Origin of the sequence: Glutamicibacter sp. FR1 (assembly GCF_047300825.1) — a bacterium.
Classification (GTDB): Bacteria; Actinomycetota; Actinomycetes; order Actinomycetales; family Micrococcaceae; genus Glutamicibacter; species Glutamicibacter nicotianae.
This window is the reverse complement of record NZ_CP178602.1, coordinates 1,504,476-1,519,047: the sequence shown is the minus strand read 5'-3', so window position 1 is coordinate 1,519,047 and position 14,572 is coordinate 1,504,476. Positions and strand designations below refer to the sequence as shown.

At 53.8% G+C, this 14,572-nt stretch carries 11 protein-coding genes; 2 read left to right on the top strand and 9 right to left on the bottom strand.

The annotated features are described in order from the left end of the window. Positions 1-22: 22 nt before the first annotated feature. From gltX to ACLQ8T_RS07335, 5 genes are all read right to left on the bottom strand, one after another. The gene (gltX, locus tag ACLQ8T_RS07355; protein WP_413456229.1) at positions 23-1,528 is read right to left on the bottom strand and encodes a glutamate--tRNA ligase; all 1,506 of its coding nucleotides are present in this window, start codon (positions 1,526-1,528) and stop codon (positions 23-25) included. Between the two features lie 103 nt (positions 1,529-1,631). Then, positions 1,632-2,402: a fumarylacetoacetate hydrolase family protein gene (locus ACLQ8T_RS07350; protein ID WP_413456228.1), complete on the bottom strand. Its 771-nt coding sequence runs from the start codon at positions 2,400-2,402 to the stop codon at positions 1,632-1,634. Between the two features lie 130 nt (positions 2,403-2,532). Then, positions 2,533-4,656, bottom strand: a complete 2,124-nt coding sequence (locus ACLQ8T_RS07345) for a hypothetical protein (protein ID WP_413456227.1) — start codon at positions 4,654-4,656, stop codon at positions 2,533-2,535. A gap of 204 nt (positions 4,657-4,860) precedes the next feature. Continuing rightward, positions 4,861-5,955, bottom strand: coding sequence for a branched-chain amino acid aminotransferase (locus ACLQ8T_RS07340; RefSeq protein WP_413456226.1), 1,095 nt, complete (start codon positions 5,953-5,955; stop codon positions 4,861-4,863). Between the two features lie 114 nt (positions 5,956-6,069). Further along, on the bottom strand, positions 6,070-7,128 hold the full coding sequence (locus tag ACLQ8T_RS07335) for a 3-isopropylmalate dehydrogenase (protein ID WP_413456225.1): 1,059 nt from the start codon (positions 7,126-7,128) through the stop codon (positions 6,070-6,072). Positions 7,129-7,324: 196 nt separating this feature from the next. Here ACLQ8T_RS07335 and ACLQ8T_RS07330 point away from each other — a divergent pair, with 196 nt between their 5' ends. Next, a complete protein-coding gene (locus tag ACLQ8T_RS07330; RefSeq protein ID WP_413456224.1) occupies positions 7,325-8,548 on the top strand; it encodes a sensor histidine kinase in 1,224 nt (407 codons plus the stop codon). Between the two features lie 7 nt (positions 8,549-8,555). After that, a complete protein-coding gene (locus tag ACLQ8T_RS07325; RefSeq protein ID WP_413456223.1) occupies positions 8,556-9,248 on the top strand; it encodes a response regulator in 693 nt (230 codons plus the stop codon). Between the two features lie 79 nt (positions 9,249-9,327). On the opposite strand, the gene metG is transcribed toward ACLQ8T_RS07325, so the two are convergent. The 4 genes from metG to wecC form a co-directional block, all read right to left on the bottom strand. Beyond that, entirely contained in the window at positions 9,328-10,875 is a 1,548-nt protein-coding gene (gene metG / locus ACLQ8T_RS07320) for a methionine--tRNA ligase (RefSeq protein ID WP_413456222.1), read from the bottom strand. Positions 10,876-10,932: 57 nt separating this feature from the next. Continuing rightward, complete coding sequence (locus ACLQ8T_RS07315) at positions 10,933-11,940, bottom strand: NYN domain-containing protein (RefSeq protein WP_413456221.1); 1,008 nt, start codon at positions 11,938-11,940, stop codon at positions 10,933-10,935. A 123-nt stretch (positions 11,941-12,063) separates the two neighbouring features. After that, on the bottom strand, positions 12,064-13,248 hold the full coding sequence (gene wecB, locus ACLQ8T_RS07310; RefSeq protein ID WP_413456220.1) for a non-hydrolyzing UDP-N-acetylglucosamine 2-epimerase: 1,185 nt from the start codon (positions 13,246-13,248) through the stop codon (positions 12,064-12,066). Between the two features lie 26 nt (positions 13,249-13,274). Continuing rightward, a complete protein-coding gene (wecC, locus tag ACLQ8T_RS07305; RefSeq protein ID WP_413456219.1) occupies positions 13,275-14,507 on the bottom strand; it encodes a UDP-N-acetyl-D-mannosamine dehydrogenase in 1,233 nt (410 codons plus the stop codon). Between the last annotated feature and the right edge of the window lie 65 nt (positions 14,508-14,572).

Genomic DNA, 14,572 nt, shown 5'->3' with positions numbered 1-14,572 from the left:
TCATCGATTTATCGGAGAATCTCTACCGGGACTCGCCGAATGCACGAAGTCGTTTTAGGCTCGACTCGCGTCCAAGAATTTCCATGGACTCGAAGAGCGGTGGCGAAACGCGCTTTCCGGAGATTGCAACGCGGGCCGGACCGAAGGCCTGGCGAGGCTTCAGTTCCAGTTCGTCTACAAGTTTCGTGCGCAGGGCTGCCTGAATGGTTTCAGCGTTCCATTCGGCAAGGCCTTCCAGGCCATGGATGCTAGCGTCGATCACTTCAACCAGGTTTGCAGGCATGCCCTTGAGTGCTTTTTCTTCGATGGCAATTTCGTCATCAGCCTTGAAGAGGAACTCAAGCATGTCGGTTGCTTCTCCCAACAGCGCGATACGTTCCTGAACCAATGGCGACGCCTGATCCAAGATCTCGTTTTCGCGTTCTGTAAGCACTTCGCCCACTAGGCCCGCGGCCTGCAGGTAAGGGACCAAACGATCACGGAAATCCTGCGGCTCCAGCATGCGCACGTGAGTGCCGTTGATTGCTTCTGCCTTCTTCACATCGAAGCGTGCAGGGTTGGACAGCACGTCCTTAACGTCAAAGGCTTCAACCAGCTGTTCACGCGAGAAGATATCTTCATCAGCGCTCAGCGACCACCCCAGCAGGGCCAGATAGTTCAGCAGGCCTTCCGGGATGAAACCGTTGTCGCGGTGGAGGAACAAGCTGGATTCCGGATCACGCTTGGAAAGCTTCTTGTTGCCCTGGCCCATGACGTACGGCAGGTGGCCGAAGCGTGGCATGTACTGGGCAACGCCGATGTCATGCAGTAATGCGTACAAGACGACCTGGCGCGGAGTCGAGGACAACAGATCCTCGCCACGAAGCACATGGGTAATTCCCATCAGCGCATCATCGATTGGGTTGACCAGGGTGTACAGCGGCTTGCCGTTGGCGCGCACGACCACGTAGTCGGGAACAGATCCCGCCTTGAAGGTGATCTCGCCACGCACCAGGTCGGTGAAGGTGATGTCGTGATCTGGCATGCGAACACGCAATACCGGTTCGCGGCCTTCGGCCTTGAACGCGGCTTGCTGCTCTTCGGTCAACTCGCGGTCGAAATTGTCATAGCCCAGCTTCGGATCGCGTCCAGCCGCCTTGTGGCGAACTTCGACTTCCTCGGGGGTCGAGTAGGACTCGTAAAGATGGCCAGCTGCACGAAGCTTCTCAATGACATCCTGGTAGATGTCACCGCGCTGCGACTGGCGGTATGGCTCATGAGGGCCGCCCGCGTTGACGCCCTCGTCCCAATCAATGCCCAACCAAGCCAAGGCATCCAGAAGCTGGTTGTAGCTTTCCTCGGAGTCGCGCTTGGCATCGGTGTCTTCAATGCGGAAGATCATCTTGCCGCCGGTGTGACGCGCATAAGCCCAGTTGAACAGGGCAGTACGGATCAAACCTACGTGAGGAGTACCAGTTGGTGATGGGCAAAAGCGAACGCGTACCGGGGTGTCTTCGGTAACAACGGGAATCAACGATAGATCAGTCATGATGTTTTTATTCTATGCCTTCAAGACGGAAACCGGCACTTCAAAGCGCGAGGCTCCCGATCACATTAATGATCGAGAGCCTCATAGTCTCGAGGTGTGTTGCCTAACGGCGGAAGACGGTTCGCAGGGAGCCTATTCCTTCAACTTCGATTTCTACTACGTCGCCTTCATTGACCAGGCCGACACCGGCTGGGGTGCCGGTCATGATGACGTCGCCTGGCAGCAAGGTAAATGCTTCGGAAGCACGGGCAACGAGTTCGTTGACCGGCCAGATCATGTCATTGGTAGTTCCGTCTTGGCGAACCTCGCCATTCACTCGGCTGACGATAGTCAGGTCGTCAGCATCTTCGATTTCGATTTCGGTTTCGATCCACGGTCCCAGCGGGCAAGAACCGTCAAATCCCTTGGCACGAGCCCACTGCGGATCAGTTCGCTGGGCATCGCGTGCGGTCAGATCGTTTGCCACCGTGTAGCCGAAGATCACGTCCTGCGCCTTGTCGGCCGGAACATCCTTGCAAATGCGGCCAATTACCACGGCCAGTTCGCCTTCGAAGGAAACTTCGTTCGAAAACGCCGGGAGGGTGACGGGGTCCCCATGGCCCACTACGGAGGTATTTGGCTTCAAGAACATTAATGGTTCGGCCGGAACTTCATTGCCCAGCTCCTTGGCATGCTCGCGGTACGTGCGGCCAAAGCCAACGACCTTCGAACGAGGGATGATTGGGGCTACCAGCCGGACATCATCCAAGGAGTGCGTAGCACCAGTCGTCTTGATGCCCTGGAAAAACGGATCTCCAGCCAAAACATGAATATCGTTACCGTCAACGACGCCGTACAGCGGGTCGCTATCTACTACAAATCGTGCAATGCGCATGAATACAAGCCTAATCCATGTCGTTCTGGCTTTTCCTTTATTGTAGGAACAGCATCTACGCAATATTGCTAATCAAGGGAAAGTCTATCCTCGAACGGTCAACTGCCTCGGTTGCCCACAGCGAGCTCGGCTAGGCCACTTCCGGGGTCAGCGAGAGTTGGACCAATGCCGTTTGGTTTAAAGTCCCATACACTTGTCCGTCAGCACCAACAGTCAATCTGGTCCCAAACCGGTCCTGGCGTCTTGTGCTCACCACAGAATGAGTAGTGCCCGAGACATAATCGATCACAGTTACTTCGCCCGCAGCGGTATGCACCATTTTTTGACCGTCAGGGGTGGCCCTCATATCTGCTGAAAGCCACCCAGGACGGTAGGACGTGTTTTTAACGTTGTTGACGACATGCCGTTTCTTCAACGCTCCGCTTTCCAGATCCAATAAGGCGACGCCCTGAAGATCAGCTACTGCCAGCCAGCCACCGATAATGGCTGGTGAATACAATGCTTGCGCAGACGAAATAGGACTTACCTCCCAGACGATCTTGCGGGAAGCTATATGCATTTTGAAGACCTTGGCCTGACCTTTCGTGTCATCGATCCCATATCCATTGCGTAGTGAAGTCGTGCCGTAGAGATGCGATTCATCGGCAGCTAGCCCGATGATGGAATGGCCTTCAATGAATCCCTTGCCATCGCCGTCAAGTATCCAGGAAACCGTATCCGTGGCCGGATCAATCTCTCCCAGAACTCCGCCCGAGACACCGTACTCCGGCACAGTCCCGAAAAACACGCTGGAAGCATTTGCGGCCCATCCAAAGGGCCTCGACTGCGAGTATTCAGTTAGCAGACGAGCGATGCGGTCATATTTTCTGTCGGCATTGTTCTGAGATGTTTCCATGAGGACTAGGTCTGCGCTGCCGTAAGAACCGATATAGGTTTTATCCTGGTTGTACTCAACCATTCCCTCGATCTGGTTGATTACCTGTTCGTCATCGCCAGAGTTCCAGCGGACACCGGTTTCCGGATTCAATGCGGCAATGCCGTTCGCCTTGTATCCTCCGATGTAGATGTTCCCGTCGCTGTGGCCGAGCAGGGATTGGATCTTGATGGCACTCGCGGTGAGCCTGATTTTGCGAGCAACGCGTACGCGATGCAAGCTCAAATCGAATGTTTCGCAGAGTACCCCATCGGACGTCGTACTGACGATCAAGATCTGGCCATCTTGCGGGATGATGCACAAGACGCCGCTTGCCTCGACTTTTCCAATTTGGCTGTCTGCCATTCCCTGCAATGATGTTGAATGCAGATGGCCAGACGTGATGCTGAAGAACCGTCCCGAACTAGCTTTGGAAATCTCGCGCGATGCCCAAATCCGGGTTACAGGGTCACGCCATTTCATCGTCCGGGTATCAAGTATCAGTTGCTCCGAAACGGAACTCACGGTAACGGCGAGGTAGTGGCCGATCGGGTTAATGGAACCGATGAACCCATGTGCCACATCTACTGGAAGGTTTATTTCTCGCACCGTGCCCGGCTGGTTGGCCTCAAAAGTGAATAGCCTAGGATTCCGGGAACCCGTACCCATCCATACCCTGCCCCTGTCATCCAGCGCTAGCCTGCGGATGTAGTCGGTGTCTTTCGCTACACGATCGAACACTCGGAGTTTTTTGCTCTTTACGTTGTAATGGAAGCTTGCACCAAGTGGGTAGGTGCCTCCCCATAGATTGCCGTTCGAATCAAGCCGAAGCTCGTATACTGTCGAGGCGCCCTCGACGTCCACCAGAGTAGTGAATTGCTTTGGAATTACTGGATTCCAAGCGAGAATACTCCCATCCACACTGAGGTACAGTCTTTGCCGGGATTCATCCCAAACCATCGAGTCAATTCCGTGCCCGCTCTCGTCGGGCAAGTTCAACGTGTGAATCGATTTGCCGACGGATGGATCGATTATTTGCAATTCATTGATATGCCCGACGATAGACACAGCGATGCGAAGCTCCGAAGTGTGGCGATAGTTGGTCAGCGGTACCGCACTTAATATCTTCAGCGCCGAGTAAGCCCTGCCGAAGGTCTTTTCAGGACCATGAATCCCTTGCCCCCGCTTGAGAGCAGATAAGTAGCGGGTATCCGGAGTCGGAATTGCGTCGGGACTCGGCGATGGCGCCACCGAAGGACCGCTAACCTCAGAGACACGATGGTCTGGAAATAAAATAGAAAGCCCAGCGGCAGCTCCACCGACAACGGCAAGTCCGAGCAAGCTTCGCCTTGCGATGCTTTTAGTTTCCCTACGTTCGTCTCCAGACAAACATTTCTCCGTTCAATTAGCGACAGAACTTGCCACGGTGGAACAGCATCCACCGTGTACTGACGCTAGCAACCGCGTAAGCACATGACCAACTCTGATTTAAGAAACACTGGTCCCGAGGCTCCAAGTCTCGAGACCAGTGACTTTGAGGTAGCTCTATGCCAAACGTTCCAGCCAACCATGACGGTCTTCCACGGTGCCCAGCTGGATTCCCAGCAGTTCTTCGCGGATGGACATGGTCACTTCGCCGGCGGCAGCGTTCTCATCACCAATGAGCTCTTCACCGTTCTTCAGCACACCGATTGGGGTGATCACAGCAGCAGTGCCGCACGCGAAAACCTCTGCGATATAGCCTGAAGCGATCCCTTCACGCCATTCGTCCAGGGTGATCTTGCGTTCTTCAACTTCCATGCCGCGGTCCTTCGCGAGCTGGATGACCGATGAACGGGTCACCCCTTCAAGGATGGTTCCGGTCAACGCTGGCGTCACCAGCTTGTTGTCCCTGGTGACGAAGAAGACGTTCATGCCGCCAAGTTCTTCGACAGCATTGTCATTGAAGGAGTCGAGGAACAGGACCTGCTTGCAGCCGTTTTCTTCAGCTTCCAGCTGGGCTACGAGCGAGGCGGCATAGTTGCCGCCGCACTTAGCCGAGCCGGTGCCGCCGCGGCCAGCGCGCGCATAGTTCTTCGAGACCCAGATGGCAACCGGCTTGAGCTCACCGCCAAAGTAATTGCCTGCAGGTGACGCGATGACACGGTAGGAAACCTCACGGGCTGCGCGTACCCCAAGGAACGCTTCGGTAGCAATCATGAAAGGACGCAGATACAGGGCTTCCCCGTCACCGGTCGGAACCCAATTGATATCAGTTGCTACAAGCTTGCGCAGCGACTCGACGAAAACTTCTTCATCCAGCTGCGGGAGTGCAAGGCGCTGAGCGGACTTGTTCAAGCGGGCAGCGTTAGCATGCGGACGGAAAGTCCACACAGAACCGTCTGCATGCCGGTAGGCCTTGAGCCCTTCGAAAATTTCCTGTCCGTAATGCAATACCGAAGCGGCTGGATCCATGGCGATTGGACCATATGGCTCTATTCGAGCATCATGCCATTCACCGTTACGGCCACTATCGTCTGCTGACCAGTCGATGACTGCGGTGTGATCGGTGAAGAAGTCTCCGAACCCAGGATTAGCCAAAACGTCAGCTCGCTCCTGCTCGCTCTTGCGATTCGTTGAGAGATTTTCGGTAAATTCCATCTACCCTTGACTTCCTAGTTCAATAAACAAAGAACGGATGCTCCACGCCTCTGCGGAACATCCGTTCGTGGATTTGCTACTGGTTAGTGGCTAACCAGAAACGTCACTTTCAGCTTATGCCAGCAACGCGACAATTGCATCGCCAATTTCACTGGTGGTGCGATTATCGGTCAATTCTTGGCGTGAAGTGATCTCTTTTTCAACAGCTTGCTCAACTGTCCGTGCTTCATCAACCAAACCGAGATGGTCAAGCATCAGTGCCACCGACAAGATTGCCGCAGTTGGGTCCGCCTTCTGCTGACCCGCAATATCCGGTGCAGAACCATGAACTGGTTCAAACATCGAAGGGTAGGTGCGGTCCACGTTAATGTTGCCACTGGCAGCCAAGCCGATACCACCGGTGATGGCGCCGGCTTGGTCCGTGAGGATGTCGCCGAAGAGGTTATCGGTGACAATCACGTCGAAGCGCGAAGGGTCCGTAGTCAAGAAAATGGTTGCCGCATCCACGTGCAGGTAGTCATGGGTAACCTCTGGGAATTCCTGCGCAACCATTTCGACCGTTCGCTTCCACAGATGTCCAGCATGCACCAGCACGTTGTGCTTATGGACCAGCGTTACGTGCTTGCGTTCACGCTCTGCTGCGCGGCGGAATGCGTCCCGGACAACACGTTCTACGCCATAGGCTGTATTCACGGATACTTCGGTGGCGATTTCATGCGTGGTGCCCGTGCGAACAGAGCCACCATTGCCGACATACGGTCCTTCGGTGCCTTCACGAACTACTACGAAGTCGATTTCACCCGGGTTAGCCAGAGGGCTTTCAATTCCTGGATACAGCTTCGCCGGACGCAAGTTCACGAAATGGTCCAGCGAGAAGCGGAGCTTCAATAGCATCTCGCGCTCGATGATGCCGGACGGAATTCGGGTATCCCCGGGAGCTGCGCCAACAGCACCGAAGAGAATTGCATCATGCTTCTTGATAGCTTCCAAGGTCTCTTCCGGCAGGGTTTCCCCGGTCTCCAACCAATGCTCTGCACCAAGCTTGTAGTCAGTCAGCTTAACCTCGGTCTTGCCTCCGTTAGTGACGAATTTCAGAACCTTGACGGCTTCAGCAACAACTTCTGGGCCAATACCGTCACCCGGAATGACCGCAATATCAATTACATTTCCCATGGAAAAGATTCTATCGACTAGCGTCCGCTATTTGAGAGTTCATCTCATATAATGAGAATACTTCGATTTGAAACGACATATTTCCTCCCTGGGCATGAGGTCGCGCATCCTTCGCTACCGATAACCTTGGATACACAAGGTCCATGGCTTCGCTACCAGGATCGGCTGTTACTAACACGTTGAATTGCAGGAAAACTTGATCTTTGCCAATCCCCACCGTCGTATCGACGGTTGGATCCGCGAGAATCCCGGACGAGTCGATTTCATCACCGGTCTGCTGTACACGCTACTTTGCATGCCGACAGCTCTCGGCTTGGCATCATCAATGTCGACTCCTGCATCCTTTGCAGCTGTGCTGACGCTGTCGGTGCTTCAATCCGCGCCGCTGATGTTGAGGCGTCGATTTCCATGGGCCGTTACCCTTGTCGTAGCCGCCGGCCACCTTATGCAGCTTGCGTTTGATGGACTCATCCTGTTCTCTCAAGTCTCAGTGCCGATCCTGGTCTACACCATGGCCGTATACGGGAAACGCTGGCAATCTTTCAGCACCTTGGGGTTGGGTTTGCTCGGCGCATTGCTGGCAACGTTCAGCATGTTCGGCGCGTCAAGGAATTCGCCTGATCCAACGCCCGTCTTTACTTTCGACATGATGATTTCCTTCGTCGGCCTCGCATTGGTTGTCGCCCTGTCGTGGACCTTCGGTGATCTGGCCCGCACAAGACGACTGGCAATGAAATCATTGCGTGAGCATGCCGAGCGGCTGGAAAAGGAGCGTCTCATAGAACGCGCACTGGCTGCATCAGATGAGCGAAACCACATTGCTCGCGAGATGCATGACATCGTCGCGCATTCACTCTCCGTCATCATCACCCAGGCAAACGGGGCACTATATGCCGCAGCCAAACACCCGGAGGTCGCCATCGAGACTCTAAAGACAGTTTCGGATACTGGACGCGCATCACTGAAAGAGATGCGCAGGCTCCTGGGCGTTCTGCGAAAAGATGAGGAGCTAGAGAATCGCCCTCTTCCGTCGCTGGCAAACATACCTGAACTTGTAGAAAGCGTTGCCGTATCCGGACTGAATGTCCAGCTGGAAACTTCGGGAACTCCACGGAAAGAACTGCCTGCAGGTGCGGAGCTCACTATTTATCGATGCATTCAAGAATCGCTCACGAATGTCATTAAGCATGCTGGCCCGGACTCTCAGACCCTAGTCCATATCGAATGGACTTCTCGGGGCTTGAATTTGACCGTCAATGACGACGGGCGAGGTGCTGGATCCATCGTCCTCGAAGGCACGGGCCAGGGCCTGCAGGGGATGAAAGAACGCGTAGCCTTATATGAAGGTACCTGTACTGCGCTCCCCCGAGCTGGGGGCGGTTTCGCTGTTAATGTTTCCATCACATACACCGAGGACTAATATTCAAATGCCTAAACCCGAAGCCATCAAGGTTGCCTTGGTCGATGATCAACTACTTGTTCGCAGTGGTTTCAGAATGCTTATCAATTCCCAAGACGATATGGAAGTCATTGTCGAGGCCGGCAATGGTCGCGAAGCGCTGGCTGCACCGCTAATGTCCCAGGCGGACGTCATCTTGATGGACGTGCGTATGCCGGAAATGGATGGAATCGAAGCTACCGAGCGGCTACTGGATCCGGATAAGAAGGCCGCGGATGGCCCAAAGATCATCGTGCTGACGACCTTCGACATGGATGAGTACGCGCTGAGCGCGATTCAAGCCGGCGCCAGCGGATTCCTTCTCAAAGACGCTCCCCCAGAAGAACTCTTGGAATCCGTGCGCACCGTCAATCGAGGCGATGCCGTAATAGCCCCGTCGACCACTCGGCGGTTGTTGGAACACATGGCGCCAATGCTCAAGAAGAATTCATCACAGCACAATGCTCACCTTGTTGCCGCTGTCGAATCGCTGACGCCTCGCGAACGGGAAGTTTTCGGATTGATTGCAGAAGGCTTTTCCAACCCTGAGATTGCCGACAAATTATTCCTTTCTGAAGCGACAGTCAAAACCCACGTAGGCCACATCTTGGCAAAATTGGAAGCTCGAGATCGGGTTCAGGCCGTTGTCATCGCCTACCAGACGGGCGTCGTCACTCCCTGATTGACTGCAAAAAATTGAGGTATTCTGCGCAAATTTCAATTTGGGCAGAATACCTCAATGTTCATTCTGGTACTTCTTACTACTCTTCTTCGTAGCGTGGGAACACTGGCGATGGAGCCGGCAGTTCAGTTCCAGGCACCAAAGCGCTCTCAAAGGACTCGAAGGTTCGCGCAGAACCTTCTCCAACTGCCAACGCGTTGAGCATCGAAGTCATTGCCTGGGGCAAGACTGGCTGAAGCAGCAAAGCGACCTTGCGGACAATCTCGATGGTCACGTACAAAACCGTCGCCATACGCTCTGGATCAGTCTTCTTCAGCTTCCAGGGCTCTTGTTCAGCGAAGTAGGCGTTGGTGTCGCCCAGAACGTGCCATACTGCTTCAAGCGCCTTGCTGAATTCTTGACGGGAGAAGGCGTCGCGGTTGATTTCCAGCAGCTTGCAGGCTGCATCCAGTATTTGCTGATCGGCTTCCAGCAATTTCCCTGGGGTTGGTACTACTCCCCCGCAGTTCTTCGCGACCATCGACAGCGAACGCTGTGCAAGGTTGCCGAAGTTGTTTGCCAAGTCTCCGTTAATTCGCGCAACAATGGTTTCATGGTTGTAGCTGCCGTCGGCGCCAAAGGGAACTTCACGCAGGAAGAAGTAGCGCACCTGATCCAGACCATAACGGTTCACAAAATCGTCTGGGGACACGGTGTTGCCCAAGGACTTGGACATTTTCACGCCATTGTTGTGCAGGAAGCCGTGGATCATGACACGCTTCGGCAACGGCAATTTGGCTGACATGAGGAATGCTGGCCAGTAAATCGCATGGAATCGCGAGATGTCCTTGCCGATGACGTGGACATCTGCCGGCCAGTATTTGCGGAAAGAAGCTGAATCAACGTCAGGGAATCCTACACCAGTCAGGTAGTTGGTGAGTGCGTCTACCCACACGTACATGACATGCTTCTCATTGCCCGGTACTGGGATGCCCCAGTCAAAGGTTGTACGGGAAATGGAAAGGTCGGTCAGACCGCCTTCGACGAAACGTACTACTTCATTGAAGCGGGAACGCGGCGCGCCGAATTCAGGGTTGTTTTGGTAGTAGTCCAGCAACTTGTCCTGGTACTTGGACAGTCGGAAGAAGTATGACTCTTCTTCTGTCCAGGTAACCTCGGTGTCAGTTTCAATGGCATAGCGGATGCCATCTTCACGAACTTCCGTCTGTTCCTCGGTGTAGAAGGCTTCATCGCGTACCGAGTACCAACCAGCGTACTTATCCAGGTAAATGTCATCATTGGCTTCCATGCGGCGCCACAGTTCCTGTGCAGCCGCATGATGGTCCGCATCAGTCGTACGGATGAAGCGATCGTAGCTCGTGCCCAGCTCATCGTTCATGGCTTGGAAAGCATCCGAGTTTCGCTGCGCCAGTTGAGCCGGCGTGATGCCAAGATTCTCTGCGGTCTGCATCATCTTCTGGCCATGCTCGTCGGTGCCGGTCATGAAGAAGACATCAAAACCGTCCAGCCGCTTGAATCGAGCCATGACGTCGGTTGCCACCACCTCATAGGCGTGCCCAATGTGCGGGGTACCATTTGGGTATGAAATAGCCGTGGTGATGTAAAAGGGTTTCTGCTGAGAAGTCACGATATAAATTTACCTTAGCTTGCGCCTGAAAGCGGATTTGCGGATAGTGCTGACTCGTCACATGATCCTGTCCAAGTACTCCCAGAAGGCGCCTCGCAACGTGCGCCGAATGGTCTGCTGGTCGGTTTTCCATTCACCAAGCACCTGGGCGCAGTCCTTGAGCAAAGTCCTGTCAATCTCTGGTGGCAACTGCGGCTTGTCGGCGATCAGTTCTACTACGTCGTGCTGTGTAGTAAAGGCCAGCCAAGATTCCGCGACTTTCGCGCCGATTTCTTCGGCAACTTTCAGTTCTTTTTGCTCGTAAGCTGCGGATCCCTGATAACCAGAACTTTGGCCACCACTGGAATAGATCACTTCTGCTTCGGCTTCCCGTTCCGTCGTTGTTCGGGCAACAAGCTTCTGAGCCATGACTGCAGGTGTGGGAACTATCGGCTTTCCGACTGGCTTTGGTTCCGTTTCTGTCGAGGCACGAGCGATCAGAGAGGTCTTTTCCGAATGATTTTTGTCCCACTCAAGAACTTTGGTGAATGCGCTATCCAACAATTGATTAGGAACGGTTTCGATGTAGTCAGCGGTTAAAGCCAGGTGTTCAGCGACGGAAGCAACACCGAGTCGGCTATCGGATTTTGCTACGCCGAGTAGCACGACTTTCATCCCTAAGTCCTGCGCTTCCTCAACTGCTTCGGCGAGGTCATCATCCCCGGAAACCAGATATGCGATGGAAGCAGAACCATTCCGAGCAACACCAACTAAGTCCAGTGCCAGTCTCAAGTCCACACCTTTTTGCTCGCCGTTATAGGAGATACGTCCTAGGCGGACTTTAACGCCTGGTATCAATCCAATACGCTTATGCTGTTCGGTAAATAGGCCGTCCTTCGAGGCGTCATACCAATAAACGCGAAGGTTATTCAGACCCGTATTCTTCTTGACCGTTTGCACAATCCCGCGTATTAAAGCCTCGTAATGAGTTGTGAAGGCTGAACGTAAGGTAGTTCCGGCGGCACGATGGCCGCCTAGTGAGAGTAGAAAACCGGCATCAATAAATATTGCAGTTTGATTCATCATGTTTCGATCGTACTGATTAAACTAGGCAAACCATATTGATTAGGTCCGCACCGCATGGATCTTTCCCTATTAAACCCAGAAAAGGCCAGTTCGACGGATGTTGAACTGGCCTTTTCTACCGAACTAGATGCTGGTTGCGCGCATCATGTCATCTGGATCAGAGAGCTTAGAATCGAATTCCTCGATACGGGAACCTACGCCAAGCAATTCTGCAATGGCAGCGACAGTACGTTCGGATGCCTTGCCATCACCGTAAGGATTTACAGCATTAGCCATCTCGTTGTACGCGGCCTCATCGTGCAACAGCTCAGATACCGAGTCGAAGATACGCTTCTCGTCGGTACCGATTAGACGTACAGTACCCGCGGCGACTGCTTCAGGTCGCTCGGTGTTCAGGCGCATGACAAGTACTGGCTTGCCAAGGCTTGGAGCTTCTTCCTGAACGCCGCCGGAGTCGGTCAAGACGACGGTCGAGGCATCAATGATGCGAGTGAATTCGCCGTAAGCCAAAGGCTCGGTCAAAGTCACATTCGCCAGTCCATCGATTTCCGGAAGCAATGCTTCGCGAACCGCAGGGTTGCGATGCAGAGGCAAGATGAATTCGACATCCGGTTCAGCGTTGGAAAGCTTGGCCAGTGCACGACCGATGCCGCGCATCGGTTCGCCCTGGTTTTCACGACGATGAGTCGTAACCAGAACGATGCGCTTGCCAGAGGAAACCAATTCTTCCAACTTCGGATCCGAGAAAGGAACCTTCTTCTCGACAACCGTCAGCAATGCATCGATGACGGAGTTGCCGGTGATGACAATGTCGCTGCCCTTGAACGTTTCACGCTCAAGGTTGCGCTTGCTCAACGAAGTTGGAGCCAAATGCAGGCTGGCGATCTGGCTGGTCAGCTTGCGATTAGCTTCCTCCGGGAACGGAGAGAAAATATCGTAGCTCCGAAGTCCAGCCTCAGCGTGAACAACCGGAATACCACGGTAGAAGGCCGCGATCGCACCAGCGGTCGAAGTAGTGGTATCACCCTGGACTACTACAGCGTCAGGCTTCTCTTTTTCGAAAATTTCATCAAGACCCGCAATGGTCTTAGTGAGCAAGCCGTTCAGGGTCTGGCGAGGCTGGATGACATCCAAGTCGTAGTCCGGCGTGATGCCAAAGAGCTCATTTACCTGATCTAGCATTTCGCGGTGCTGTCCGGTGACAACAACAACGCATTCAAATTCGTCGGCTTCTTTCAAAGCCTTGACGATCGGGGCAACTTTAATGGCCTCAGGACGAGTGCCATAGATGGGCATGATCTTCTTCATTGGTTTTTACCTTGTCAGTTCGAAAATTAGCGCCAGAGGCCGCGGGTGTCGATAACTTCTTTACCTGCCAGTGCGGTTGCTGGAACAGACTTGAATTGATCGTGGTCGACCAGCAGAGTAACTACACTTGCCGATTCTAGAGCCTCATCAGTCGAAACGAGGCGCAGGTTGGTAATGCCCTCGAGATTCTTAGGCAATACTTCGACATGTGGCTCCACGGCAAGGAACTCAACTGTTGAATTGGCTTCGGCCAATTTGCGCGCAATTGCAATCGACGGAGATTCGCGCATGTCATCAATGTTGGCCTTGAAAGCCAGTCCCAAAACCGCAACCTTGCCGTTGAAGGATGGGGCCTTGGTAGCTTCGACTACCTTGTCAATGACCCAGTTTGGCTTCGCATCGTTGGTATTGCGAGCCATGCGAATCAGTTTGGATTCTTCAGGAGCAGCCGAAACGATGAACCATGGATCAACAGCGATGCAGTGACCGCCAACGCCTGGACCGGGCTGAAGAATGTTGACCCGTGGGTGGCGGTTTGCAAGGGAGATTAGTTCCCACACGTCAATACCCAGCTTGTCTGAAATAACCGACAGTTCATTAGCGAATGCGATATTCACGTCGCGGTAAGAGTTCTCAACCAGCTTTGCCATTTCGGCAGTCATCGCATCGGTGGTGAGGATCGCTGCCTGGCAGAAGGTCTCGTACAGTGCTTTGGCCTTCTCGGCTGCTTCCGGAGTTATACCGCCCACAATGCGGTCATTGGTGACCAGTTCTTCCATGACATAGCCGGGAAGCACGCGTTCTGGGCAGTGCGCTACGAGCAAGCTGTCCTCATCCAAGTCAGGGCGCTTGGCAAGAAGGTAGTCGAAGAGGTGTTGGGTTGCACCTGGAGGCGAGGTCGATTCGAGAATCACCAGCTCGCCACCCTTGAGCTTAGGTGCGATACCCTCAGCGGCAGCGTCGATGTATGACAGGTCTGCGGTGTAGTCATCATTGAACGGAGTTGGCACCGCAACAATGTAGGCTTCAGCTTCTGGGGTATCGAAGCTTGCAGACAAGGTACCGGCATTGACAGCAGCAGAAACGAATTCACCCAACGCCGGCTCTACGAACGGCACCTCGCCCTTGTTGACCGCCTCTACGGTTCGAGGAGTTACATCTACGCCTTTTACAGTGATGCCCTTCGAGGCAAGAATCGCGGCAGTTGGCAATCCGATGTAGCCCAAACCGATAACGGCGACTTCTTTAATGTTGTTCACTAAAGTGATTTTCCTTCTGGTACGAGCGATTTTCCCTACGAAAGGGCCTGCAAACTGATCCTATA

What these genes read in the sequence shown, in the direction of transcription:
- gltX (WP_413456229.1), bottom strand. Translation starts at nt 1,528, where the DNA reads ATGACTGATCTATCGTTGATTCCCGTTGTTACCGAAGACACCCCGGTA.
- ACLQ8T_RS07350 (WP_413456228.1), bottom strand. Translation starts at nt 2,402, where the DNA reads ATGCGCATTGCACGATTTGTAGTAGATAGCGACCCGCTGTACGGCGTC.
- ACLQ8T_RS07340 (WP_413456226.1), bottom strand. Translation starts at nt 5,955, where the DNA reads ATGGAATTTACCGAAAATCTCTCAACGAATCGCAAGAGCGAGCAGGAG.
- ACLQ8T_RS07335 (WP_413456225.1), bottom strand. Translation starts at nt 7,128, where the DNA reads ATGGGAAATGTAATTGATATTGCGGTCATTCCGGGTGACGGTATTGGC.
- ACLQ8T_RS07325 (WP_413456223.1), top strand. Translation starts at nt 8,556, where the DNA reads ATGCCTAAACCCGAAGCCATCAAGGTTGCCTTGGTCGATGATCAACTA.
- ACLQ8T_RS07315 (WP_413456221.1), bottom strand. Translation starts at nt 11,940, where the DNA reads ATGATGAATCAAACTGCAATATTTATTGATGCCGGTTTTCTACTCTCA.
- wecB (WP_413456220.1), bottom strand. Translation starts at nt 13,248, where the DNA reads ATGAAGAAGATCATGCCCATCTATGGCACTCGTCCTGAGGCCATTAAA.